This window comes from Sphingomonas sp. GW821-FHT04B01, from assembly GCF_059420425.1.
Window position 1 is genome coordinate 531,613 of record NZ_JBWKTR010000002.1, and the last position, 22,925, is coordinate 554,537.

The window sequence follows — 22,925 nt, forward strand, 5'->3', positions numbered from 1 at the left end:
ACCGTCCGGGGTCGCACACCGAACGTTTACAAAGCGTTATCGCTGTCCGTATCGCTCACACCGGCGGGCGCTACCGAAGAAATGGTAGCGGAGGAGGGACTTGAACCCCCGACCCCAGGATTATGATTCCCGTGCTCTAACCAGCTGAGCTACTCCGCCCCGCCGTGTGAGGTGGCGCCTATAAGTGTGCGATGCAGCAGCCGTCAAGCGAACATATGCCGGGAAAGCACTTCCCATGGTCCGCCGCGATACCACCAGGTCGCAAGTCCCGCGATCTCGACCTCGCGCGGCCGGAAATCGCGGCTGAGCGCGGTCAGCAGCAGCTTGGCGATATTGGGCTGCACCTTGTTCTGGATGGTGACGTGCGGTCGCCAGCCGCCCGCGTCCTGCGGCGTCAGCAGCCCGACGAAGGCGTCGGCGAGTTCGGCACGGATCGCGACCAGCTCGGGCGATTCGATGCGATAGGCGACGCCGCGCCCCAGCGAGATCAACCCGCCGACCCGCGCCACCGGCGCCGTCACGCCGCGCGTCATGCCCGTGAGCCGATGTTTCAGCTCGGCCTCCGCCGACGGCGGCAGATGATGGAACATGGTGAGATGGGCGGAGAGCTGGTTGCGCTCGGGCGGAAAATGCGCGGCGCGCTGCGCGTCGAACCAGCCCTGATCCTGCCGACCGAAGAGCGCGGTCACGATGATCGGCGCGGTCAAATCTCCACCTGACTGCCGAGCTCGACGACGCGGTTCGTCGGCAGGCGGAAGAATTCCATCGCGCTTTCGGCGTTGCGCAGCATCCACGAGAACAGTTTCTCGCGCCACAGCATCATGCCGGGCCGCTCGGAGGGCAGCAACGTCTGGCGCGACAGGAAGAAGCTGGTGTCCATCATCTTGAAGTCGGTACCGCAGCTATGGACGCGCTTGAGCGCCGCCGGCACGTCGACCTCTTCCATGAAGCCGTAGCGCAAGATCAGGCGGAAGAAGCCGTCGCCCATCTCCTCGTTGCTCGCGCGCTCCGCCTCGGGCCAATAGGGCTGCTGGACGATCTTGACGGTGAGCAGGATGACGCGCTCGTGCAGCACCTTGTTGTGCTTGAGATTATGCAGCAGCGCATGCGGCACGCCGTCCGACGACGAGGTCATGAACACCGCCGTCCCCGGCACCCGGCTCGCCGAGCTGGCGGCGGAGGTGATGAACACCTTGATCGGCATCGCCGCCTCGCGCAGCCGGTCCATCATCAGCTGCCGCCCCTTCGACCAGGTGGTCAGGAAGGTGAAGACGATGAAGCCGACCATCAGCGGGAACCAGCCGCCATCGGGCACCTTGGTGAGGTTCGCCGAGAAATAGGCGCCGTCGACGAGGAAGAAGACCGCGAGCAGCGGCGCGGCGGCATAGATCGGCCAGTTCCACAGTCGGGTCAGCGCGACGCCGAGCAGGCAGGTGTCGATGAACATCGCCCCCGTCACCGCGATGCCATAGGCCGAGGTGAGGTTGGACGAGGTGCGGAAGAACAGCACCAGCAGGATCACCATCACCATCAGCATCCAGTTGACGATCGGGATGTAGATCTGGCCGGCGGTCGCCGCGCTGGTATGTTCGATGCGCAGCCGCGGCATGAAGCCGAGCTGGATCGCCTGTTGCGTGACCGAGAAGGCGCCCGAAATCACCGCCTGGCTGGCGATGATCGCCGCCATCGTCGCGAGCAGCACCAGCGGCAGCTGGAGGCTATCCGGCGCCAGCATGTAGAAGGGGCTTTTCAGCGCCTCCTGCCCGTCGCGGAACAGCAGCGCGCCCTGCCCCAGATAATTGCACATCAGCGCGGGCAGCACGAACACCAGCCACGACAGGCCGATCGGCTTGCGCCCGAAATGCCCCATGTCGGCATAAAGCGCCTCGGCGCCCGTCACCGCCAGCACCACCGAGCCGAGCGCAAGAAAGGCGCGCACCGGATCGGCGATGAAGAAATGCACCGCATGATGCGGCGAGAAGGCCCAGAGCACCTCGGGCGTCTGGACGACGCTGATGATGCCGAGCACCGCGATCACCGCGAAATAGACGAGCATGATCGGCCCGAAGACGAGGCCGATCCGCGCCGTGCCGCTCTTCTGCACCCAGAACAGCGCGATCAGGATCGCGATGACGATCGGCAGCACCAGCCCGGCGAAGGCCGGTGCGGCGATCGCCAGACCTTCCACCGCGCCGAGCACGGTCACCGCCGGGGTGATCATCGAATCGCCGTAGAACAGCGACGTCGCGAAGACGCCGAGCAGGATGATCCCCGCCGACCAGCGCCGGCTCTTGGTCCGCCCCGAGACGAGCGCGAGCAATGCGAGACTGCCGCCCTCGCCCTTGTTGTCGGCGCGCATGATGATCGCGACATATTTGATCGTCACGACGATCATCATCGACCAGAACATCAGGCTGAGCACGCCCATGATGTGCAGCGGATCGAGCGTCAGTTGATGATGCCCGGCGAAGGTCTCGCGAAAGGCGTAGAGCGGGCTGGTGCCGATATCGCCGAAGACGATGCCGATCGCCCCGACCGCCAGCTTGAGCAGGCCGTCGTGATGGCCATGATCGCCCGAATCGTCCCGCGCACTCGGGACGGCGGCCGGTACGGGGCCACTCACGAGCGGTACGACCGATCCGACGCGCTGCGGCGACCGGCGCTGTTCCCAACCTGTTCCATAGGCGCGCGCCTTAGCATGGGCTGAACGATGCGGGCAACGGCGTCGCGGCGGCGCCGTATCGATCAGGGACGTCTAAACACCTCGCGAATCACGAAATGCGACGCGAGCCGGGTGACGCCGGGCAACCGCGCCAGCGTCTCGCGATGGATGCGCTCGAACGTGTCGTCGCGCCGCACCTCGACGTGGAGCATATAGTCGGCCTCGCCGCTCATCAGGAAACAGTCGCGGATTTCGGGAACGTCGCCGATCTCGCGCTCGAACGCCGCCATCGTCTCCTCGCGCTGGTCACGCAGCGTGACGTTGACGAGGACGACGCTGGGATTGCCGCGTGCCGCCTTGCTGAGCACCGCGCGGAAGCCGGCGATATAGCCGCGCTCCTTGAGCGATCCGACCCGGCGATGCGCCGCGCTCGGCGACAGGCCGACCGCCTCGCCCAGCTCGGCGCTGGTCAGGTCGGAATTGGCGAGCAGATGGGACAGGATTTTGCGGTCGAGGGCGTCGATCATGGATCTCCCGCTACACTGCCATTATGCGCAAGAAAATCCCGCCAGCCGTGTCGCTGTCGCAAAACATTGCGACCTTCTCCCGCCCGGCCGCGGCTATGGGTAGATCAGAAGAGGAGAACACAGATGCGCATCGGCGTCCCCAAGGAAATCAAGAATCACGAATATCGCGTCGGCCTGACCCCGCCGTCGGTCGCCGAGCTGGTCGCCGCGGGCCATGAGGTCGTCGTCGAGACCAAGGCCGGCGCCGGCATCGATTTCGAGGATCAGGATTATATCGACGCGGGCGCGACCATCCTGCCCGATCCCGCTGCGGTGTTCGCCGCCGCCGACATGATCGTGAAGGTCAAGGAGCCGCAGACGAGCGAGATCGCGCTGCTCGAACCGCGCCACCTGCTCTTCACCTATCTCCACCTCGCCGCCGACAAGCCGCAGGCCGAGGGGCTGATCAGGTCGGGCGCGACCTGCATCGCCTATGAGACGGTGACCGCGGCGCGCGGCGGCCTGCCGCTGCTCAAGCCGATGTCGGAAGTCGCGGGTCGCATGTCGGTGCAGGTCGGCGCGCATTATCTCGAGAAGGAACAGGGCGGCCGCGGCGTGCTGCTCGGCGGCGTGCCGGGCGTGGCGCCGGCGAAGGTCGCGATCCTCGGCGGCGGCGTCTCGGGCGTCAACGCCGCGCAGATGGCGGTCGGCATGCGCGCCGACGTGACGATCTACGACATCTCGAACGATCGCCTCGCCGAACTCGACATGTTCTTCTCCAGTCAGATCAAGACCGCGTACGCCAGCAAGGCGGCGATCGCGGCGGCGGTGAAGAGCGCGCATCTCGTCATCGGCGCGGTGCTGGTGCCGGGTGCGGCCGCGCCCAAGCTGGTGACGCGCGAGATGGTCAAGACGATGAAGCGCGGCGCGGTGATGGTCGATATCGCGATCGACCAGGGCGGCTGTTTCGAGACCAGCCATGCGACCACGCACGAGGACCCGGTGTTCGAGGTCGACGGCGTCACCCATTATTGCGTCGCCAACATGCCAGGCGCGGTCGCGCGCACCTCGGCCTTCGCGCTCAACAATGCGACGCTACCGTTCGCGCTCAAGCTCGCCAATCTCGGTGCCGAGGCGGCGATGGCGGCCGATCCGCATCTCGCCAACGGCCTCAACGTCTCGGGCGGCAAGATCCGCCATCAGGCGGTCGCCGAAGCGCTCGACCTGCCGTTCGCGGCATGGAACGGCTAAGCGGAACGAACGTGGAACAGGGTGGTTGAAGCCTCCGATACCAAGAGAGGCTTCAACCATGTCCGAGATCGAAAACCCCAAGACCCACCCGACCTCGAATGCCGAAAAGGATCCGAGCGACTGGACCACCGGCGACGAGACGATGACCGGCGCGCAGGCGAGCTACCTCAAGACGCTGTCCGAGGAAGCCGGCGAGGAATTTGACGATTCGCTGACCAAGGCGGATGCATCGAAGCGCATCGACGAATTGCAGGGCAAGACCGGCCGCGGCAAATAATCACGCCGCTGGCGGAAGACGGGCTTCGGCGCTCAGGCACGAACGGACGTTCGCCTGACGCCGGGGCCCGTTTCCCATGAGCCTGCCCGGCGCCGCAGACGGGACGCGCACCCGGTAGGATCGCATGTGTCTCAAGCGACTGCATCCGCAGCGCGAATACGCCGCGCTGTCCTACGCCACACGCAAGATGCTAGGGATCGCCGTCATTCGGCGTTCTTTCTCATTGTGGTCGATCAGTGCACAACTGGAAACGATGAGGCCGGATCGTTTCCGTTCAGGTGTCCATCTTGTCCATGTTGCCACGATTTCGCCGCAATTACTGCGGGCCTTGCGTCGCCAGCAAACGGTCGAGCAAGTCGAGCCGGACCGCGATGTCGCGCCGATAGGATGCCCCCTCCGGACACAAGGCCAGCGCCTTTGCCCACGCCTGCCGCGCCGCCGGATAGTCGTTGGCGCGGACATAGGCGAGGCCCAGAAAGAACAGCGGCGCCGGATGCTCGGGTGCGATCCGGATCGCCTGACGGAAGGCGAACAGCGCCGGCGGCGATAGCATATTGCCGTCATGCGTCGCCAGCGCGGTACCAAGCCCGGTCCACAGCATCAGGCTGCGCGGATAGCGGTTGAGCCCGCCGAGGATCGCCCGCACCGCTGACCTTCGGTCTCCCGACCGCGCCATCGCATCCGACGCGATCAGATAGGCCGCATCGGCGGTGAACCGCCCGAGCATCCGCTCGCGCAGGTCGACCAGCGACGGATCGTCGGCGACGCGCAAGGCCTCGGGCCGTGCCGGACTGGCCGGCAGCGTCGGCGAGCCCTGCCACGCGTAGCCGGCCGCGCCGAGCATCAGTGCCGCGCCGATCATCGACCACAACAGCCTGTCGACCCGCAGCAGCACGAGCGCGGCCATTGCCGCCGCCGCGATCAGAATAAGCATCAGCCAGCCCATCAGCGCCTCCGCCGCCGAAAGCTCGACCGCGCGATCACGGCACCGAGCACCAGCAAGGCGATCGGCGCGAGCCACAAGGGCCAGGTCGCCGCGCCGAGCGGCGGATCGTAGCTGACGTAATCGCCGTAGCGTTCGATCAGCCACGCGCGGACCGAATCGGGTGTCTCGCCCGCGGCGATGCGGCTGCGCACCAGCGCGCGCATGTCGCCGGCCATGCTCGCGTCGCTGTCGGCGATCGACTGGCCCTGGCAGACGAGACAGCGCAGCGTCGCCATCAGGTCGCGCGCCTTCGCCTCCTGTGCGGGGTCGCGCAATTGCGTGTTGGCGAGCGCTGCGGGCGGCGTCGACGGATCGGCCGCGACCGGCGCCGCGATCAGCGCCAGCAGGAGCAGGGCATGCTTCATCGCGCGCTCCTGACCGCGGCGGCGATCGCGTCGACGTCCTCGGCGCGGATATCGCCGATATGCTGGAGGACGATCCGCCCCTTGCCGTCGATCACGAAGCTCTCCGGCACCCCTGACGAGCCGAGCGCGAGTTGCACCGCGCTCTGGGCATCGGCGCCGATCCGCTCGTAGGGATCGCCGTAGCGGGCGAGGAAGTCGCGCAACGCCGGCGCGGTATCGCGGATCGCGATCGCGTCGACTTGGACCCCCATCGCCTCCAGCCGCAGCAGCTGCGGCGATTCGGCGGCGCAGGGGATGCACCAGCTCGCGAAGACGTTGAGCAAACGGGGCTGGCCCCGTCGGAAGTCCGCGGTGGACAGGCCGGGCTTGCCCGCGACGATCGGCGGCAGTGCGAAGTCCGGCAGCGGCTTGCCGATCAGCGCGGACCGTACGGCGCGATCGGCGGGAGCGAACAGGCCGCTCGCCACCACCACGACGATCGCAGCGAACACCGCAAAGGGTAGCCAGAGCAGCCACCGCCTCATGCATAGGCCTCGCGCGCCGCCGCCCGGCGCTCGCGGCGCCAGCGACCGACCAGCGACAGCGCGCCGCCCAGCGCGATCAGCGCACCGCCGAACCAGATCAGGGTGACGAACGGCTTCCACCACAAGCGCAATTGCCAGCGCCCCTGCCCGTCCGGCTGACCGAGCACGGTGTAGAGCTGGCCGTCCCATTCGGTGGCGATCGCACTCTCGCTGGTGGTCGTCACCGGATCGGAGAAGAAGCGCGATTGCGGGCGCAGCACGATCCGTTCGCCGTCGCGGGTGGCGCTGAGCCGCGCTTCGAGCGCCGACCAGTTTTCGCCCACCACCGGTTTGATGCCGTCGAGCCGGACCACATAGGGCCCGACGCGCACCGGCTGGCCGACGCGCGCGGCGATCAGCGTCTCGGCGGTATAGGCGCTGTCGCACGCCATGCCGGCGAGGCTGACCGCGATGCCGAGATGCGCGACGACCATTCCCCAGGTGAACAAAGGCGTGCGCCACGGATTGCGGCCGATCAGCGGCAGCACGCTCGCGACCGCAAGCCCGGCGGCGAGCGACAGGCCGAGCAGCGGCATCACCCCGGGCGGCGCCAGTGCGATCAGTCCGGCGCCGGTGAAGCCCGCCGCGGCGATCGGCCAGATCAGTCGGTCGAGCAGCGCGCCCGCCTCGTCACGGCGCCAGCGCAGCAGCGGGCCGACCGCCATCGCCACGACCAGCGCAAGCGCGATCGGCCCCGCCGCCGCGTTGAAGAAGGGCGGGCCGACCGAGAGCTGGACGCCGAAGCTCGCAGCGACGAGCGGATAGAGCGTGCCGATCAGCACGACGCCGAGGATCACCGACAGCAGCAGGTTGTTGATCACCAGCCCGCCCTCGCGGCTGACGAACTCGAAGGTCGTGCCGGCGCGCACGGTGCCGATCCGCGCCGCGAACAGCGCCAGCGCACCGCCGATATAGAGCGCGAGCAGCACGAGGATGAAGGCGCCGCGCTCGGGATCGACCGCGAAGGCGTGGACGCTGGTCAGGATACCCGAGCGGACGAGGAAGGTGCCGATCATCGACATCGAGAAGGCGACGACCGCGAGCATCACGGTCCAGGCGCGCAGGCCGTCGCGGGTGGCGAGGACGGTCACCGAATGGAGCAAGGCGGTCGCCGCAAGCCACGGCATCAGCGAGGCATTCTCGACCGGGTCCCAGAACCACCAGCCGCCCCAGCCGAGCTCGTAATAGGCCCAATAGCTGCCCGCGGTGATGCCGAGCGTCAGGAAGATCCACGCGCCGAGCACCCAAGGGCGCATCGCCTTGGCGAAGACCGGGCCGACGTCGCGGGTGATTAGCGCACCGACCGCGAAGGAGAAGGCGACCGAGATGCCGACGTAGCCGATGTAGAGCGTCGGCGGGTGGAAGGCCAAACCCGGGTCCTGCAACAGGGGGTTGAGACCGAGGCCGTCACGCGCCGCCGGGCTGATCCGCGCGAAGGGGTTGGAGGCGAAGAGCAGGAAGGCATAGAAGCCGAGTGCGATTCCGGCCTGAGCGCCGAGCGTCGCGATCAGCGTACGTTCGGGCAGGCGCCGTTCGAGGATCGCCACCGCACCGCCGGCGAGGCCGAGGATCGTCACCCAGAGCAGCATCGACCCTTCGTGATTGCCCCAGGCGCCGGCGAATTTGTAGAGCCACGGCTTGGCGGAATGGCTGTTCTCGACGACCAGCTTCACCGACATGTCCGAGTCGAGGAACAGCGCGATCAGCGCCGCCATGGCAATCGCAGCGAGCCCGCCCTGGACGATCGCGATCGGCCGTACCGCGGCGACCAATGCCGGCTGGCCGCGCGTCAACCCGAGCGCCGCCATTGCCAGTTGCAGCGCGGCGAGCGCGGCGGCGAGCCACAAAGCGGCGAGACCGGCCTCGGCGATCACGGCTTGAGCGTCCGCGTCTCGTGCATCTTGCCGGCGAGTTCGGGGGGCATGTATTTTTCGTCGTGCTTTGCGAGCAAATTGGTGGCGGTGAAACTGCCGTCCGGATTGAAATGCCCCTCGGCGACGACACCCGAGCGTTCGCGGAACAGGTCCGGGGTGATACCGGCGAAGGTGACGGGCGTGGTGGCGATGCCGTCGCCCACCACGAAATGGACGGTGACGCCGTCGGGTGCGCGCTTGATCGAGCCTGCCTGTACCATCCCGCCGAGCCGTACCGCCCGGCCGAGTGGCAAGCCCTGCCGCGCGACGTCGGAGGGCGCGTAGAAGAAGGACGCCTGATCCTTGAGCGCCGACATCGCCAGCAGCGCCGCAGCGACCACCGCCGCGAGCGCCAGCAGCGCCAGCGTCAGCCGTTGATGCTTCGCCTTCACTTCTCGAGGCGCTTCATCGCCAGCCAGCTCGCCAGCGTGAGGGCGGCGGCGGCGCCAAGCGCGACCGCATAGGCCGCGAAGACGAACGGCCAGGCGTTCACGGCCGGGCCATCCGCCGCAGCCGCGCTTCCGCCTTGAGCCGGGCGAGCGTGGCGCGCATCCGCATCAGCACGATCGCCGCGAACAGCAAGGTGAAGCCCGCCATGGTGAAGCCCAAAGGCCAGAGGATGCTGCCGGCGATGCTCGACCGGGTGAGGCCGATCGACGGCCCCTGATGGAGCGTGTTCCACCACACCACCGAATAGCGGATGATCGGCAGCAGCACGGTGCCGGCGATACCGTAGAGCGCCGGGATACGGCCGTCGCCGCCGCGCTCGGCATCGGCGCGGGCGAGCGCCATATAGCCGCAATAGACGAAGAACAGCAGCAACATCGAGGTCAACCGGCCGTCCCATTGCCACCACGTCCCCCAGGTCGGCCGGCCCCAGATCGAGCCGGTGACGAGGCAGACCGCGGCGAAGACCGCGCCGGGCATGGCAATCGCACGCGCGGCGACATTGGCGAGCGGATGACGCCAGACGAGGAAGGCGATGCTGCTGATCGCCAGCCCGCTCCAGCCGCCCATGCCGAGCCAGGCGGAAGGGACGTGGATGTAGAGGATGCGGACGCTTTCGCCTTGCAGATAGTCGGGCGGCGTCTGCGTCAGCCCGGCCCAGCAGCCGATCGCCAGCAGCACGATTCCCGCCCACAGCAGCACCGGCGTCGCCGGACGCGCGAGGGCGACGAAACGCGCAGGATTGGCAAGGGCATGGAGGGTCGGCACGGCTGTGCGAGCCATAGGAAACTTTGCGGGCGGCGTCACCCGTTGTCGTCGGGTGTTGGACGACATGGACAACATGGACACCTTAACGGAAACGATCGAGCCTGATCGTTTCCGAAATTGCACCGATCGTCACGATGAGAAAGAGCGTGATGTCGGTGATAGCGATGTGGCGGGGTGTAGGACAGAGGCGGGGCGATGGCGGCGTGACGTATCGCAGCATGGCGCGTGCTAAAACGCCCCCTCCACCACTCGCCTACGGCGAGCGGTCCCCCTCCCCCGCTTCGCGAGGGAGGACTTGATCTCATTGCTCCCCAGCCGGGGCAGGGCAATCGCATATGGACGCTCATGCGAGCCTGTCGTCTTCCACGCCCATCCCGTCACCCCGGACTTGTTCCGGGGTCCACCCTGCGGCGAGGGGAGAGGCTTGATTCGACACCGCTCCCTTGCGGCCCGGTGGACCCCGGAACGAGTCCGGGGTGACGAACCTCATGAGGAAAGCGATCGATCCTCATCCCTGCGGCCATATGCAATTGCCCTCCACGCCAGGGGGAAGTGGCGCGGCGAAGCCGTGACGGAAGGGGGGATACGCACCAACGCGCCTTTGCCCCCCGCGGTTTACCCCCGCCCGATCAGCCGCTGGGCAATCGTGTCCGCCACTTCCGCGGCGGGACGACCGGTGCGCTCGCTTTCGTCCCAGACCTCGTCGAGGCGGGCGGGGATCTTGGCGATGCGTGCCATTACCTCGGCCTCGTCGCCCTGACCGAGATATTCGAGGCCGACGTTGATGATGCCGCCAGCGTTGATGACGTAGTCGGGCGCGTAGAGGATGCCGCGATTGTGGAGGCGATCGTAATCCTCGCGCGTCGCAAGCTGGTTGTTGGCGCCGCCGGCAACGACCTTGGCAACCAGCGTGGGGATCGTCGCCTCGGTGAGGATCGCACCCAAAGCATTGGGGCTGAAGATGTCCGCCTCGACGCCGAGGATCGCCCCGGCCGCCACCGTGTCGGCGCCCAGTTCGGCGGCGAGCGCCTTGGCGCGCCCGGCATCGACGTCGGCGAGCGTCAGGCGTGCGCCGTCCTTCGCAAGCAATTTGGCAAGCCCGCCGCCGACCGAGCCGACGCCCTGGATCGCGACGTGGACGCCCTTCATGTCGTCGGTGCCGAGGCCGCGCTTTGCCGCCGCCTTGACGCCGAGATAGACGCCATGCGCGGTGTACGGGCCCGGGTCGCCGCCCGCCGCGCCGCTTGCCACCGGCAGACCGCTGACGAACTTCGTCTCGCCGGCGATGACCTTCATCCGCGCCTCGGACATGCCGACGTCTTCGGCGGTGACGTACTTGCCGCCGAGCGATTCGACCGCACGGCCGAACGCCTTGAGCCGGTCTTCACTAATGACCGCACCCGGCGCATCGGCGAGGATGACACCCTTGCCGCCGCCGAGCGCGAGGCCGGCCATGGCGTTCTTGAAACTCATGCCGCGCGACAGGCGCAGCGCGTCGGTGACCGCCTGATCGCCCGAGGCATAATGCCAGAAGCGCGCGCCGCCGGCCGCCGGCCCGAGATGGGTGGAGTGGACGGCGATAATGGCGCGAAGACCGGACTCCCGATCGGTGAAGGCGTGGACGCCCTCATGCGAATCGAAATCGGGAAGGTCCCACACCGAGGTCATAGCTCACTCCGCTGCCAGAAAATTGCCCCGCCAGAAAATTGCGGAAGGCCGTAATATTATTTCTCGACGCGCTTGGCTAGTCAGGATTTGACCAGATACCGACAGGGCGGAGAATGGGGCGACCGACGGGACTTGAACCCGCAACTTCCGGCATCACAAGCCGACGCTCTAACCAATTGAACTACGGTCGCCGCGAACGCATGCGCCCCTAGCGGGGGCGAACGCCCCGCGTCAAGGCCGTCAGAAGCTTCCTTCGACGGAAAGTCGATATCCCCCCTGCCCGCCGACGAATCCGGCGGCAGCGAGACGCTGTGCCGCAGCGGGGTCGCCGGGCGCGATGCGCAGCGCCGCGGTGTAGCGGCCGGCGCCGGTGATGCGCAGCTCGATACTCTCGGTGCCGGCCTGGCTGGCAAGCGGCAGCAGCAGTGCGCCAGCGTCGCAGCGCGCGACGCCCGACACTTCGGTCGGCAGCGGCACGCCCGCCGCCTCGCCGATCAGCCGGGCGCGGACGCGACCCTCCGCCTTGTCGCAGACGGTATCGGTGAAATGGACGGTGACGCCTTCCAGCGACAATTGGTTGACCGGCAAGGGCGCGAAGGCGCCGCCGGTGGGGAGCGTCGCCGTCATGTCGTCGATGCCCTGGCCGTGACGGCTGAGCGTGATCGCACCGTGGATCAGACCGGGGGCGCCGTCGACGGCGACACGAGCGCGACCGAGCAGCAGGGCGAAGGGCGAGAGGCTGGCGTCGAGCGAACCGAGTGCGAGATCGCCGAACCGCGCCTCGTTGAGCCGGCCGTCCCAGACGCTGCCGGTGACGGTGCGCGCGGAAAAGCCCTGTTCGCCGAGCCCGACCGCGCCGAGCACCAGCCGCAGCGGCAGGAAGACGAGCAGCGCGAGCAGCAGCAGCGCGCCGAACAGCGCGACCGGGCCGGTGCGGAGCCGGATGCGCCTCATGCCGCACGCGCCCGGACGACGAGGTCGGCGGCGACGCTGCCGTCCTGATTGTCGCGCCACGTCGCCGATTCGACGAGGATGCCGTTCGCCTCGAGCCCGCCGAGCCAGCGGCCGAGCGCGGCGGGCTTGGCCGCCTGGATCGTGGCATGGACGCGGCCGCCGCCGGTGTCGTCGACGGTGGCGAGCGCGAGGCCGGCGGCGTCGGCGCGCAACCGCAGCGTGTCGGCGAGCGAGCCGTTGAGCGGCACGCGCCGGCCGGCGGAACGGAGCAGGTCGACCTCGTCCTGCGTCGCGGCGAAGCGGACGACCGCATCGGCATAGCGTTCGCGGGCTCCCGACAGGCCGTCGCGGACGGGCAGGATGATCCCGCCCCAGATGATCGTCACGATGAGCAAAGCGAGCATGACGAGGATCATCCGCCGTTCGCGCAAAGATCGTCCCGCGAACCAGTTGCGCAAGGACCTCATCGCCGGCTCACCGTCATCTCGCCCGTCACCCTTCCATTGGCGGACTGGAACGTCCCCGCCTCGACGGTGAAGCCGGCCGCCTCGAGCGTCCGCTTGAGATCGGTCGGCAGCGATTCGCGCGCCGCGCCGACGCCGATACGGACGCTGCCGTTCGACTGGAAATCGAGCGATGTCAGCTCGGTACCGGGTGTCGCTCGCACCGCGTCGTAGATCGCCGCGACCGTCGTGGTGAAACCGAGGCCGGGGCCGCGCACCGCCGACAGGCGTTCGGCGAGTTGGCGGTCGACGTCGGTCACCGTTTCGCCGCGGGCGAGGCCGGTGCGGCCGAGCGCCTCGGCGCGGCTTTCCAGCGCATCGGCGCCGAAGCTGTATTTGGCGATCCGGACGAGATCGATGGCGAGCGTCACCAGCAGGATGGCGGCGCCGAGCACCGCCAGCCGGCGGACCAGCGCCCAGTCGATGCCGATGCGGCGACGACGGCGGGCGAAGGCCCCCTGACGCAGGTCGAGCACCGGCGCGGCGAGCGCAGCGGCGAGCGCGGCATCGATCCCGTCCCGGTCCAGCGTGTGTTGCGGCGTGTCACCGATGACCAGATCGGCGAGCGGCGCCTCGTCGGCGAAGCCGGTGGTGCGGCTGCGTACCAGCGCCGCGCCGGCGATCGTCGCACGGACATAGCCTTCCTCAGGACGCGGCAGCAGCAGCGGTGCGGGCAGGATCGCCAGCGGATCGATGCCGTGCGCCGTGAGGTCGGTAAGCCATTGCGCCATCTGCGCGAGCGCGACGACGGCGATCGGGCGTTCGCCCTCGCCTTCGTCGCCGACCGCGACATGGAGTTCGGCGAGCGGGGTGGCGCTCGCCTCGGCGACGAGCAGGCGCGCGGCGGCGACCGCCTGCGCGGGCGAACGGACGGGCAGTTCGGCCCAGTGCAACGCGACCGATTCGGCGGGCGCGATCGCGATGACGGGATCGTCGCTTGCCGGCGGCACGCCGTCGCTTTCGCGGGTCGCGCCATCGGCAAAGCGGAGCCAGCGATAGCCGCGGTCGCCGGCGGGGAGGAACAGGAGCGTCGTCATGATTCGTCGCCCCATTGCCGCGCAACGAGCCGCGCGGGAAGCCGGCTTGCGTCGATCAGCGCCCTTTCCTGCAATTGCACGCCGCCGGTACTGACGTCGATCGCGAGCGCGAACCAGGTCGAGGTGACGGCGAGGCCGCCGCTGCCGCTGTCGGGCGTGGCACCGTTGCCGGCGAGGTTGAGGAAGGTGCTGGCGTCCTTGAACCCCTGCGGCGGGCGGCGGAGCAGCATGCCGCGGATCGCATCGGCCGACAGATTGCCGGGGAAGAGCATCGCGACCAGTGGCGCCTGTTCGGGGGTGAGCGTGTTGATGTTGATCGCCGCCGGCTTGGCATCGGGCAAGGTGCAGATCCACGGGCGAAGCTGCGCGTAGATGTCGGGCGTGACGCCGTCGACCGCGCGCAGCTCGCTGGGGTCGGCCATCAGCGTGCCGGCGGTACGATACGGGGTGGCGCGGGCGAGATAGACCGGGTCCTCGGCGCCGTTGCCTTGCTGGTCCTGATCGCTGTCGATCCAGTCGGCGGTGGCGGCGGCAATCCGTTCGGCGGATTGCGTGGGGACGTTGATCGCGCGCATCAACCGGACGAACTGGATGCGCGACGCGATCGCCTGTGTCGAAGTGTAGACACCGGGGCCGAGCTTCGTGACGAGGCCGTTGAGGTTGAAGCAATTGCCGCCGTCGCGCACCCGCGCCACCGCGAGGCCGCCGCCGGGCAGTGGCAGACCGAACGGGCGATTGCTCCAGCCGCCCGTCAGCGTGACCCGGTCGCGGCTGGAGCCGAGCATATCGGTGACCTTGGTGGTGGCGAGCGCCTCGGCGGCGCGGGCATAGCCGCGCGCCTGTTCACCGGCGAGCGCGTTGCCGGCGAGCCGCGTCGTCAGCCGCAGCCGTTCGAGCGCAGTGCCGGCGAGCACCGCGATCATCGCGACGAGCAGCAGCACGGTGAGCAGCGCGGCGCCGCGCTCGCGGTCAGCGGACATCGGGTGGTCCGGGGGGCGTACCGGTAGCACCGGGGGTCGGCGAAGCGCCGGGGACCGGGCTTGCGCTGCCGCCGGCGCCGACGAGCAGCATCAGGCGGAAGGCGGTGCCGTCGGTGCGACGGACGGTGATCTCGGCCGCCTGCGGCAGCGCTGCGCCCTGCGTGCCGTCCCAACGGTCGCTCCATGCGCCCCGGTAGCGATAGCGGGCGGCGATGCCGGCGACCTTGTCGAGCAACGTCACCGCGGGCAGCGGCACGGCGCCGTCGAGCATCGGATAGGCGACGCGCAGCAGGGTGTTGCCGTCGAGCTGATAGGCGACCTTCTGCGCGCTCGCCCGCGGCGCGGCGTCGACATTGGCCCAGCCGGTACGGACGAAGCGGATGCGGCCGTCGCTTTCGCCGGTGAAGGCGGGGAGCATGGTGCCGCCCTCGTCGCGTGCGGGCCGGTCGATCGCCTGACCGAGGTCGCCGGCGAGCAGCGACGCGGTGCGGTTGAGCGCGGCGATATCGTCGAAGCGCTTGCCGGTGGCGGTCTGCGCGCGGACGCTGAAGGTGAGGATCGCGACGCCGGCGGCGGCGATCAGGCCGAAGATCATCAGCGCGATCATCACCTCGACGAGGGTGAAGCCGGTCTCGGTTGCGCATTGTCGGGACACCTGCCCCGCCTCTCCCGTCACCCCGGACTCGTTCCGGGGTCCACGGTCCCGCACACCGTCAAGCCGCTGGATAGGCGGCACAGTGGACCCCGGAACAAGTCCGGGGTGACGGCGTGGGTGGAGTGAGCGGAACGCCAACGTCACGACGGCTGGTCCGGCGGGCGGATCGCAGTGGTGCGGCCGACGATCTGGCCAGCGCGGTTGCTCACCGCGACGTCGATGCGGACGATCGCGGCATTGCCGGTGCCGCGCACCTGCCGCACCCAGGTCCACGTCCGGCCGCCATTGACCTCGCTGCCCGTCGTGCGGCCGGCGACGGGCGGCTGCGCCTCGGTAACCGCATCGTTGGCGACGTTGCGCGCGACGAGGCCGGCGACGAGGCTCTCGTCGAGCGTGCGGGCGCCACGGATCGTCGCCGTCTCGAGCCGCAGCAGCGCGAGCACCGCGAGGCTGAACACCGCGAGCGCGACCATGATCTCGATGAGCGTGAAGCCGCGCGTCCGCATCAGCTCGCCACCCGGACCGAACCGTCGGCGGCGAGGTCGATCACCGCGCGCGCGCCGCTGCGCGTCAGCGTGATCTGCGCGGGGCGGTCGGCGAGGCCGGTGGGGTCGAAGACGATACGCAGGCGGCCACTCGCCTCGCCGGTGGCGGCGACGGTGCCCTCGGTCCAGCGTTCGACGCGCAGCGGCTTTTCCGCCATCGCCACCCACTGGCCGGCGCCGCGCCGGTCGAAGCCATAGCCGCCCGCGGTGACCCAGATGCTGACCGGCCGGGCATCGACGATCGCGGCATCGTGCGCGGCGCGGGCGCGCAGGGCGAAGCGCGCCGCCTCGTCCGCCACCCGGCCGCGCGGATCGGGCATGTTCCACACCGCGACGGCCGCCGCGAGGCCGATGATGGTCACCACCACCATCAGCTCCACCAGCGTAAAACCGTTGCGGCGCGGGGCCATGGCTATTGCCAGCTGGTGATGTCGGCGTTGACGCCCTCGCCGCCGTCCTTGCCGTCGGCGCCGAGACTCCAGACGTCGGCCTCGCCGTGCTGGCCGGGCGAGGCGTAGAGATACGGGCGGCCCCAGGGATCGGGCGGCAGCTTCTTGATATAGCCGCCGCGCTGATATTCGGCGGCGTTGACGCCCGCGGGGGCGGTGACCAGCGCCTGCAGGCCCTGCGACGTGGTCGGGTAGCTGTTCATCTGGAGCCGGTACATTTCCAGCGCGCCCTCGATCGTGCTGATGTCCGATTTGGCCTTGGTGATCTTGCCCTTGTCGCCGGCGGGCAGGACGTTGAACGTCACGATCGCGGCGAGCAGGCCGATGATGACGATGACCACCATCAGCTCGACGAGCGTGAAGCCGTGTTCGGCGGAACGCCTCACGGGCGTGAAACCCTCTTCGCGACGGTGCGGCTTCTTCTTGGATGTACGCATGACTTGCCTCATTGTCCTGCCAGCGTGTTGAGCTGGAGGATGGGGAGCAGGATGGATAGCACGATCGTCGCGACGACGCCGCCCATCACGACGATGATCGCGGGTTCGAGCAGCGACAAGGCGGTGGCGGTGAACCGGTCGAACTCGCGTTCGAGATAGTCGGCGGCGCGTTCCAGCATCTCGTCGAGCCGCCCCGCCGCCTCGCCCGACGCCGCCAGATAGGTCAGCAGCGGCGGGAAGACGTTGGCGCGGCGCATCGCCGCCGACAGGCTGCCGCCGCCGCGGATGGCGTCGACGATCTCGTCGGAGGCGGCGCGCAGGCGGCGGTTGTGGATCGTCGAGGCGGTGAGCGCGAGCCCTTCGAGCAGCGGCAGGCGGCTGGCGATCATCGTGCTCAAGGTGCGCGACATGCGCGCGGCGTGGAGGTCGCGGAACAGCCGGCCGAGCAGCGGCAGGCGCAGCAAAGCGGTGTCGAAGGCGAGGCGCAGCGCGGGGTCGCGCAGCGCGTACCAGCTGCCTAACGCCACTAACGCCACGCATAGAGCGATCAGCCACCAATAGCCGACGAGGAAGTCGGACAGGCCGATGACGATCCGGGTGAGCAGCGGCAATTGCTGTCCAACGGTATCGAATTGCTCGACAACTTGCGGGACGACGAACATCATCAGTGCGGTGACGACACCCATTGCGACGACCGCGAGGATGGTCGGATAGGCGAGCGCGGTAATGAGCTTGCCGCGGATCTCCGCCTGGCGTTCGAGCAGGGCGGCGAGCCGGTCGAGGATCGTCGGCAGGCTGCCCGAGCTTTCGCCCGCCGAGACCATCGCACGATAGAGCGGCGGGAAGCTCTTGCCCTCGCGCGCCATCGAATCGGCGAGGCGGCGGCCCTCGACGACGCCGGCGTGGACGTGGGCGACGATGGTGCGGACGCTGTCCTGTTCGGTCTGGCGGGTGATGGTGCGGAGCGATTCCTCGAGCGGCGAGACGCGGTTGAGCGTCGCGAGCTGGCGGGTGAAGAGGGTGAGCTGCTTGACGCTCATCTTCCTCGACCCGAATTTGATGCCGAACAGCGGGCGGCTGGTCGCCGCGGGCGGCGCGCCGGGGTCGAGGCGGACGACGTACAGCTTGCGGCGGTCGAGCTGCGCGCGCGCGGCGTCGAGCGACGGTGCGGCGACGTGGCCGCGCTGCTCCTGCCCGCGGGTGTCGATGGCGAGATAGTCGAAGTCAGCCATGCCATTTACGCCTGCGAGGAGAGAGCGATGGCTTATGGCGCGTGTTTGCGCGGGACATGTCCTCAATTCCATCGTCACCCCGGACTTGTTCCGGGGTCCACCGGGCCGCAGGGGTGCGGCAGGCTCCTCCAGCCGTTCTCCTCGCCGCGGGGTGGACCCCGGAACAAGTCCGGGGTGACGGAATATTGTGGACGAAGCGATCGAGCCTCACGGGCGCCGCCATAGCCAATGGCGATGCCCTGCCGGGAACGATGGTCGCGCAGTTACGCATCGTCCACCACCACGACATCGGTCGCGTCCCTGCGCGAGACGCGCACCGCCTCTTCCGGCGTGGTCAGGCCGCGGCGGACCAGCGCCTCGGCGGCCTGGGCGAGGCTCGGCGTGCGGGCGAAGGCGTGGGCGGCGATCGCGGTCTCGTCGGTGCCGTCGTTGATCATGCGGCGGATCGTGTCGTCCACCCGCACCGCCTCGAACACGCCGATCCGGCCCTTGAAGCCGGTGTGGTTGCATTCGGGGCAGCCGACCGATTCGTAGACGGTCGCGTCGGGCTCGATGCCGAGCAGGCCGGCGACGCCATGCGATCCGGGTACCGCATGGCGGCAGACCGGGCAGAGCCGGCGCACCAGCCGCTGCGCGATCACCGCGCGCAAGGTCGAGGCGAGCAGGAACGGCTCGACCTTCATGTCGCGCATGCGGGTGATCGCGCCGATCGCGTCGTTGGTATGGACGGTCGAGAGCACGAGATGGCCGGTCAGCGACGCCTGCACCGCGATCTCGGCGGTCTCGCGATCGCGGATCTCGCCGACCATGACGACATCGGGGTCCTGGCGCAGGATCGCGCGCAGACCCGCGGCGAAGGTCAGCCCGACCTTGGGATTGACCTGCGTCTGGCCGACGCCCTCGACGGCATATTCGACCGGGTCCTCGACGGTGAGGATGTTGCGGCTGCCGTCGTTGAGCAGGCGCAGCGCGCCGTAGAGCGTCGTCGTCTTGCCCGAACCGGTCGGCCCGGTGACGAGGATGATGCCATTGGGCTCGGCGAGCGCGCCGCGCAGCAGCGCGTACATCGCCGGATCGAGGCCCAGCGCCTCGAGATCGATGCCGGCATTGTCCTTGTCGAGGATACGCAGCACGACGCGCTCGCCGGCGCGGCTCGGCAAGGTAGAGACGCGGACGTCGAGCAGCTTGCCGCCGAGGGTGAGCCCCATGCGGCCGTCCTGCGGCACGCGCCGCTCGGCGATGTCGAGCCGGGCCATGACCTTGATGCGGCTGACGACGACGGGGGCGACGTGCGGCGGCATGCGCAGCGTCTCGCGCAGCACGCCGTCGATGCGCATGCGGACGATCAGGCCGGTCTCATAGGGCTCGATATGGATGTCGGAGACGCCGTTGCGCGCGGCGTCGGCGATGATGCCGTTGATCAGGCGGATCGCGGGGGCGTCGTCGGCGGTGTCGAGCAGGTCCTCGGCGGTCGGCAGCCCCTCGGCGAGGCTGTCGAGCTCGTCGCCCATGCCGACCGCGGCGAGCGCATTGGCCTGACCGTCCATCGCGTAATTGTCGGAGAGCAGGCGGTCGAACTGCGGCGCCTCGACGATCGACACGTCGAACGGGCGGGCGAGATAGCGGCGGATCTCGATCAGCGCCTTGGGATTGGCGCCGGCGCGCAGCGCGACGGTGAGATGCGTGTCGGTGTCGGTATGGGTGACGACGACGCCGTGCTTGCGGGCGAAGGCGTAGGGGATGGCGAGCATCGGGAGCGGCTCGGCCGCGGCGGGGGGCTCGGGCAGGACGAGGGTCTCGGGGGCGGTGTCGGGCGCGTCGAGGGCGTCGCCGGTGCGGATGATCATTGCTGGTGCCTAACCGGGTTCGTCATTTCCGTGGTGGAGTCGATGTCCCTGACGGCCGCCGCCTCCCCTTCGTCATCCCCGCGCAGGCGGGGATCCAGACGCGCAGGTGTCGCGATGGCGCCGCGAGGTCTGCGCGTATGGATCCCCGCCTGCGCGGGGATGACGGTGTTGGGGGTGAGAGGTGTGCCCTCTCCCTTCGTCATCCCGGCGGAGGCCGGGACCCATGGGTGCGGGTCGTTGATGGCGCGCGCCGACGCCGGTTGCGCCGCGTCCATGGGTCCCGGCTTTCGCCGGGATGACGATGGGGGGGCGGCGTGACGGACGGAGGGCGTGAGACGTGATCGGCCCATTCCGGTGCGACGGATCGTAACGGACGCCCCACCGGCTTGGTCATCCCCGCGGAGGCGGGGATCCAGACGCGCAGGTGTTGCGATGGCGCCGTGAGGTCCGCGCGTATGGATCCCCGCCTGCGCGGGGATGACAGAGTTGGGGGTGAGGCGGGCGCCCTCCCCGTTCGTCATCCCGGCGGAGGCCGAAACCCATGGCTGCGGGACGCTGAAGGCGCGTGCCGACGCCGACCGCGCCGTGTCCATGGGTCCCGGCTTTCGCCGGGATGACGATGGGGGGGTATACGCGGCGGGCGTGTTCCTCATCGGTCCCTCGGGCGGATGACCTTCGTCGTATTGTGCTGGATCGGCACCGCGATGCGCGGGTCCTCGATGTTGCCGGGGATCGGTGCCGAGGGGATCGGCGGTGCGGCGCCGAGATAGTCGCGGACCAGCTGGTCGATCGACGGCTCCTCGTTGGGCGATTGCAGCCCCTGTTGCAGGCGGATGTAGCCGTAGCGCTGCTCAGCGACCCGGCGGCTGTCGGCGGCGCTGCGCAGGATCGTCGGGCGGATGAAGATCATGAGGTTGGTCTTGTTGCGCGACTTGGCCTTCGACTTGAACAGGTTGCCGAGCACCGGGATGTCGCCGAGGAGCGGGATCTTCTCGATCGTGCGGCGCTCCTCGTCGCTGAGCAGGCCGCCCATCACCGCGATCTGGCCCTCGTCGACGGTCAGCGTCGTCTCGATCTCGCGCTTGTTGAGGATGAGGTCGCTGTTGTCGCTCGACACCGGGCCGGCGATCGAGCTGACCTCGAGGCGCAGGTTGAGCTTGACCGTGCCGGACGAATTGACCTGCGGCCGCGCGGTCAGCTCGATGCCGACATTCTCGCGCTGCGTGGTGCGGAAGGTGTTGTCGAAATTGTTCGACAGCGCCTGGCCGGTGGTGATCGGAATCTCCTGGCCGACGAGGCTGTGCGCTTCCTGATTGTCGACCGTCACCAGATGCGGGACCTGCAACAGGTTCGACGTCGTATCGCTCTTCACCGCGTTGATGATCGCGCCGAACAGGACGTCGCCGATCTTGCCGCCGAAACCGCCGAAACCGCCGGTCGAGCTGAGGATCGAATTCAGCGCCGACTGGGTGAGCGTATCGGACGCGGTATTGTTGGTCACGGTGGTGACAACGCCGTTCGCGACCGTCGTCGTGGTGTTGTTCGACAGTTCGCGCGCGCCGATCGCGCCGGCGATCTGGAGGATGTTGGGCGCGCTGTTCGAGAAGGTCGAGGCCGCGAAGGCGCCGCCCGACGGGTTGGCGAGGACGAATTGCGCGCCGAGCTTGTTGACCGTCGAATCGGAGACTTCAGCGACGATCCCCTCGATCAGCACCTGTTCGCGGCGGGTGTCGAGCTGGCGGACGACGTCGGCGAGTTGCCGCTGGATATCGGCGGGCGCGGCGATGACGATCGCGTTCGCGCCCTGGAACCGGGTGACGACCGCGGCGGTACGCCCGCCCTGGGTGGTGATCGCAGGCTGGTTGGGGCCGTTGGCGCTGCCGCCGCCGCCCGGCTGCTGGACCGGTGCCTGCGTCACCTGACGCTGCTGGCTCTGGCCGCCGCTGCCGCCGGTGCTGCTGCCGAAGCCGGTCTGGGTGCGCGAGAGCTGCGTCTCCTGCACCGCATCGGGGGTCTGGCCGACGAGCTGCTGGAGCACGGGGAGCAATTGCGCGGCGTCGGCATTTTCGAGGAAGACGACGCGGATCTCGGTGCCGTTCTTCGCCTTCTGGTCGAGGTCCTGCGCGACCTGGACGAGGCGCGCGACGCTGTTGGCGTCGCCGCGGATGATGACCGAATTGCTGCTGTCGACCGCGGTGACGCTGGTGCCGACGCCGCCCTGCGCACCACCGCCGCCCTGCCCGCCGGGCGCGCCGGTGGCGAGGCCCTGCAAGGCGGCGGCGATCTCCTTGGCGGAGGCGTTCTTCAGCGCGACGACGCGGGTCGAGGCATTGTCGGCGTCGACGCGGCGCAGCACCTCGCGGATGCGGCGGATGTTATCGCCGAAATCGACCACGACGAGGCTGTTCGAGCCGCGATTGGCGCTCACCGACCCTTGCGCGCTGACCAGCGGGCGCACCGTCTCGATCGCCTGCGTCGCGTCGATCGAGCGGAGGCGGACGATCTCGGTGACGAAGCTGTTGCGGTTGGCGCCGGCCGACCCGATGCGGCTCGGTTGCGAGGCGGCGTTGTCGATCGGCTGGATGCGGAAGGCGCCGTTGCCGGTCGGCACCGCGACGAGGCCGTTGGCGCGCAGCGTCGACAGGAAGGTCTCGAAATATTCGGAGCGGCTGAGTGGCCGGTCGGTGACCACCGTCACCTTGCCGTTGACGCGCGCGTCGATGATGAAGGTGCGACCCGTCACCTTGGCGGCGTCGGCGATGAAGGCGCGGATGTCGGCGTCGCGGACGTTGAGCGTGGTCTGGGCCAGCACCGTCGTCGGCAGCGCGAGCGCGGCGGTGGACAGCAGCAGGGCGGAAGCGAGCGTCTTCATGGGAACCGT

General features: G+C 69.0%; 23 protein-coding genes and 2 tRNA genes. 2 read left to right on the forward strand and 23 right to left on the reverse strand.

Going from position 1 to position 22,925, the window contains the following annotated elements:
• Positions 1-82: 82 nt before the first annotated feature.
• From AC07UH_RS08710 to AC07UH_RS08725, 4 genes are all read right to left on the reverse strand, one after another.
• Positions 83-159 (reverse strand) — tRNA-Met (locus AC07UH_RS08710).
• A 44-nt stretch (positions 160-203) separates the two neighbouring features.
• Complete coding sequence (locus AC07UH_RS08715) at positions 204-707, reverse strand: 2'-5' RNA ligase family protein (protein WP_495180112.1); 504 nt, start codon at positions 705-707, stop codon at positions 204-206.
• On the reverse strand, positions 704-2,623 hold the full coding sequence (locus AC07UH_RS08720; RefSeq protein WP_038659746.1) for a potassium transporter Kup: 1,920 nt from the start codon (positions 2,621-2,623) through the stop codon (positions 704-706). Before AC07UH_RS08720 ends, AC07UH_RS08715 begins: the two co-directional genes overlap by 4 nt.
• 122 nt (positions 2,624-2,745) lie before the next feature.
• Positions 2,746-3,189, reverse strand: coding sequence for an Lrp/AsnC family transcriptional regulator (locus AC07UH_RS08725; protein ID WP_137898596.1), 444 nt, complete (start codon positions 3,187-3,189; stop codon positions 2,746-2,748).
• 123 nt (positions 3,190-3,312) lie between these two features.
• Here AC07UH_RS08725 and ald point away from each other — a divergent pair, with 123 nt between their 5' ends.
• The gene (gene ald / locus AC07UH_RS08730) at positions 3,313-4,419 is read left to right on the forward strand and encodes an alanine dehydrogenase (protein ID WP_495180111.1); all 1,107 of its coding nucleotides are present in this window, start codon (positions 3,313-3,315) and stop codon (positions 4,417-4,419) included.
• A gap of 58 nt (positions 4,420-4,477) precedes the next feature.
• The gene (locus AC07UH_RS08735) at positions 4,478-4,696 is read left to right on the forward strand and encodes a DUF3072 domain-containing protein (RefSeq protein ID WP_137898594.1); all 219 of its coding nucleotides are present in this window, start codon (positions 4,478-4,480) and stop codon (positions 4,694-4,696) included.
• Between the two features lie 316 nt (positions 4,697-5,012).
• On the opposite strand, the gene AC07UH_RS08740 is transcribed toward AC07UH_RS08735, so the two are convergent.
• The 19 genes from AC07UH_RS08740 to gspD form a co-directional block, all read right to left on the reverse strand.
• Entirely contained in the window at positions 5,013-5,630 is a 618-nt protein-coding gene (locus AC07UH_RS08740) for a tetratricopeptide repeat protein (RefSeq protein ID WP_495180110.1), read from the reverse strand.
• A gap of 11 nt (positions 5,631-5,641) precedes the next feature.
• The gene (locus tag AC07UH_RS08745; RefSeq protein WP_495180109.1) at positions 5,642-6,046 is read right to left on the reverse strand and encodes a cytochrome c-type biogenesis protein; all 405 of its coding nucleotides are present in this window, start codon (positions 6,044-6,046) and stop codon (positions 5,642-5,644) included.
• Positions 6,043-6,570, reverse strand: coding sequence for a redoxin family protein (locus tag AC07UH_RS08750; protein WP_495180108.1), 528 nt, complete (start codon positions 6,568-6,570; stop codon positions 6,043-6,045). The genes AC07UH_RS08745 and AC07UH_RS08750 overlap by 4 nt, the downstream gene beginning before the upstream one ends.
• Entirely contained in the window at positions 6,567-8,483 is a 1,917-nt protein-coding gene (locus tag AC07UH_RS08755) for a heme lyase CcmF/NrfE family subunit (RefSeq protein WP_495180107.1), read from the reverse strand. The genes AC07UH_RS08750 and AC07UH_RS08755 overlap by 4 nt, the downstream gene beginning before the upstream one ends.
• Complete coding sequence (gene ccmE / locus AC07UH_RS08760) at positions 8,480-8,914, reverse strand: cytochrome c maturation protein CcmE (RefSeq protein ID WP_495180106.1); 435 nt, start codon at positions 8,912-8,914, stop codon at positions 8,480-8,482. The genes AC07UH_RS08755 and ccmE overlap by 4 nt, the downstream gene beginning before the upstream one ends.
• A gap of 97 nt (positions 8,915-9,011) precedes the next feature.
• Complete coding sequence (gene ccmC, locus AC07UH_RS08765; RefSeq protein WP_495180105.1) at positions 9,012-9,752, reverse strand: heme ABC transporter permease CcmC; 741 nt, start codon at positions 9,750-9,752, stop codon at positions 9,012-9,014.
• Between the two features lie 600 nt (positions 9,753-10,352).
• Positions 10,353-11,405, reverse strand: a complete 1,053-nt coding sequence (locus tag AC07UH_RS08770; protein WP_495180104.1) for a Glu/Leu/Phe/Val dehydrogenase family protein — start codon at positions 11,403-11,405, stop codon at positions 10,353-10,355.
• Positions 11,406-11,519: 114 nt separating this feature from the next.
• Positions 11,520-11,596, reverse strand: a tRNA-His gene (locus AC07UH_RS08775).
• A gap of 49 nt (positions 11,597-11,645) precedes the next feature.
• Positions 11,646-12,359, reverse strand: a complete 714-nt coding sequence (gene gspN / locus AC07UH_RS08780; protein WP_038659776.1) for a type II secretion system protein N — start codon at positions 12,357-12,359, stop codon at positions 11,646-11,648.
• Positions 12,356-12,826, reverse strand: coding sequence for a type II secretion system protein M (locus tag AC07UH_RS08785; protein WP_495180103.1), 471 nt, complete (start codon positions 12,824-12,826; stop codon positions 12,356-12,358). Before AC07UH_RS08785 ends, gspN begins: the two co-directional genes overlap by 4 nt.
• Entirely contained in the window at positions 12,823-13,899 is a 1,077-nt protein-coding gene (gspL, locus tag AC07UH_RS08790; protein WP_495180102.1) for a type II secretion system protein GspL, read from the reverse strand. Before gspL ends, AC07UH_RS08785 begins: the two co-directional genes overlap by 4 nt.
• Positions 13,896-14,879 (reverse strand): type II secretion system minor pseudopilin GspK, encoded by a 984-nt coding sequence (gspK, locus tag AC07UH_RS08795; protein ID WP_495180101.1) that lies wholly within the window; start codon positions 14,877-14,879, stop codon positions 13,896-13,898. Before gspK ends, gspL begins: the two co-directional genes overlap by 4 nt.
• Positions 14,869-15,534, reverse strand: a complete 666-nt coding sequence (gene gspJ, locus AC07UH_RS08800; RefSeq protein WP_495180100.1) for a type II secretion system minor pseudopilin GspJ — start codon at positions 15,532-15,534, stop codon at positions 14,869-14,871. Before gspJ ends, gspK begins: the two co-directional genes overlap by 11 nt.
• Positions 15,535-15,674: 140 nt before the next feature.
• Positions 15,675-16,040, reverse strand: coding sequence for a type II secretion system minor pseudopilin GspI (gene gspI, locus AC07UH_RS08805; protein ID WP_495180099.1), 366 nt, complete (start codon positions 16,038-16,040; stop codon positions 15,675-15,677).
• Positions 16,040-16,489: a GspH/FimT family pseudopilin gene (locus AC07UH_RS08810; RefSeq protein WP_495180098.1), complete on the reverse strand. Its 450-nt coding sequence runs from the start codon at positions 16,487-16,489 to the stop codon at positions 16,040-16,042. The genes gspI and AC07UH_RS08810 overlap by 1 nt, the downstream gene beginning before the upstream one ends.
• A 2-nt stretch (positions 16,490-16,491) precedes the next feature.
• Complete coding sequence (gene gspG, locus AC07UH_RS08815; protein WP_495180097.1) at positions 16,492-16,965, reverse strand: type II secretion system major pseudopilin GspG; 474 nt, start codon at positions 16,963-16,965, stop codon at positions 16,492-16,494.
• A gap of 8 nt (positions 16,966-16,973) precedes the next feature.
• Positions 16,974-18,197, reverse strand: coding sequence for a type II secretion system inner membrane protein GspF (gspF, locus tag AC07UH_RS08820; protein WP_495180096.1), 1,224 nt, complete (start codon positions 18,195-18,197; stop codon positions 16,974-16,976).
• Between the two features lie 263 nt (positions 18,198-18,460).
• A complete protein-coding gene (locus AC07UH_RS08825) occupies positions 18,461-20,044 on the reverse strand; it encodes a GspE/PulE family protein (protein ID WP_495180095.1) in 1,584 nt (527 codons plus the stop codon).
• A 649-nt stretch (positions 20,045-20,693) separates the two neighbouring features.
• Positions 20,694-22,916 (reverse strand): type II secretion system secretin GspD, encoded by a 2,223-nt coding sequence (gspD, locus tag AC07UH_RS08830; RefSeq protein WP_495189830.1) that lies wholly within the window; start codon positions 22,914-22,916, stop codon positions 20,694-20,696.
• Positions 22,917-22,925 lie beyond the last annotated feature (9 nt).

Coding starts and splice junctions, on each gene's coding strand:
- AC07UH_RS08725 (WP_137898596.1), bottom strand. CDS start 3,189: ATGATCGACGCCCTCGACCGCAAAATCCTGTCCCATCTGCTCGCCAAT.
- ald (WP_495180111.1), top strand. CDS start 3,313: ATGCGCATCGGCGTCCCCAAGGAAATCAAGAATCACGAATATCGCGTC.
- AC07UH_RS08735 (WP_137898594.1), top strand. CDS start 4,478: ATGTCCGAGATCGAAAACCCCAAGACCCACCCGACCTCGAATGCCGAA.
- AC07UH_RS08740 (WP_495180110.1), bottom strand. CDS start 5,630: ATGCTTATTCTGATCGCGGCGGCGGCAATGGCCGCGCTCGTGCTGCTG.
- AC07UH_RS08745 (WP_495180109.1), bottom strand. CDS start 6,046: ATGAAGCATGCCCTGCTCCTGCTGGCGCTGATCGCGGCGCCGGTCGCG.
- AC07UH_RS08750 (WP_495180108.1), bottom strand. CDS start 6,570: ATGAGGCGGTGGCTGCTCTGGCTACCCTTTGCGGTGTTCGCTGCGATC.
- ccmC (WP_495180105.1), bottom strand. CDS start 9,752: ATGGCTCGCACAGCCGTGCCGACCCTCCATGCCCTTGCCAATCCTGCG.
- AC07UH_RS08770 (WP_495180104.1), bottom strand. CDS start 11,405: ATGACCTCGGTGTGGGACCTTCCCGATTTCGATTCGCATGAGGGCGTC.
- gspN (WP_038659776.1), bottom strand. CDS start 12,359: ATGAGGCGCATCCGGCTCCGCACCGGCCCGGTCGCGCTGTTCGGCGCG.
- AC07UH_RS08785 (WP_495180103.1), bottom strand. CDS start 12,826: ATGAGGTCCTTGCGCAACTGGTTCGCGGGACGATCTTTGCGCGAACGG.
- gspL (WP_495180102.1), bottom strand. CDS start 13,899: ATGACGACGCTCCTGTTCCTCCCCGCCGGCGACCGCGGCTATCGCTGG.
- gspK (WP_495180101.1), bottom strand. CDS start 14,879: ATGTCCGCTGACCGCGAGCGCGGCGCCGCGCTGCTCACCGTGCTGCTG.
- gspI (WP_495180099.1), bottom strand. CDS start 16,040: ATGCGGACGCGCGGCTTCACGCTCATCGAGATCATGGTCGCGCTCGCG.
- AC07UH_RS08810 (WP_495180098.1), bottom strand. CDS start 16,489: ATGGCCCCGCGCCGCAACGGTTTTACGCTGGTGGAGCTGATGGTGGTG.
- gspG (WP_495180097.1), bottom strand. CDS start 16,965: ATGCGTACATCCAAGAAGAAGCCGCACCGTCGCGAAGAGGGTTTCACG.
- gspF (WP_495180096.1), bottom strand. CDS start 18,197: ATGGCTGACTTCGACTATCTCGCCATCGACACCCGCGGGCAGGAGCAG.
- AC07UH_RS08825 (WP_495180095.1), bottom strand. CDS start 20,044: ATGATCATCCGCACCGGCGACGCCCTCGACGCGCCCGACACCGCCCCC.
- gspD (WP_495189830.1), bottom strand. CDS start 22,916: ATGAAGACGCTCGCTTCCGCCCTGCTGCTGTCCACCGCCGCGCTCGCG.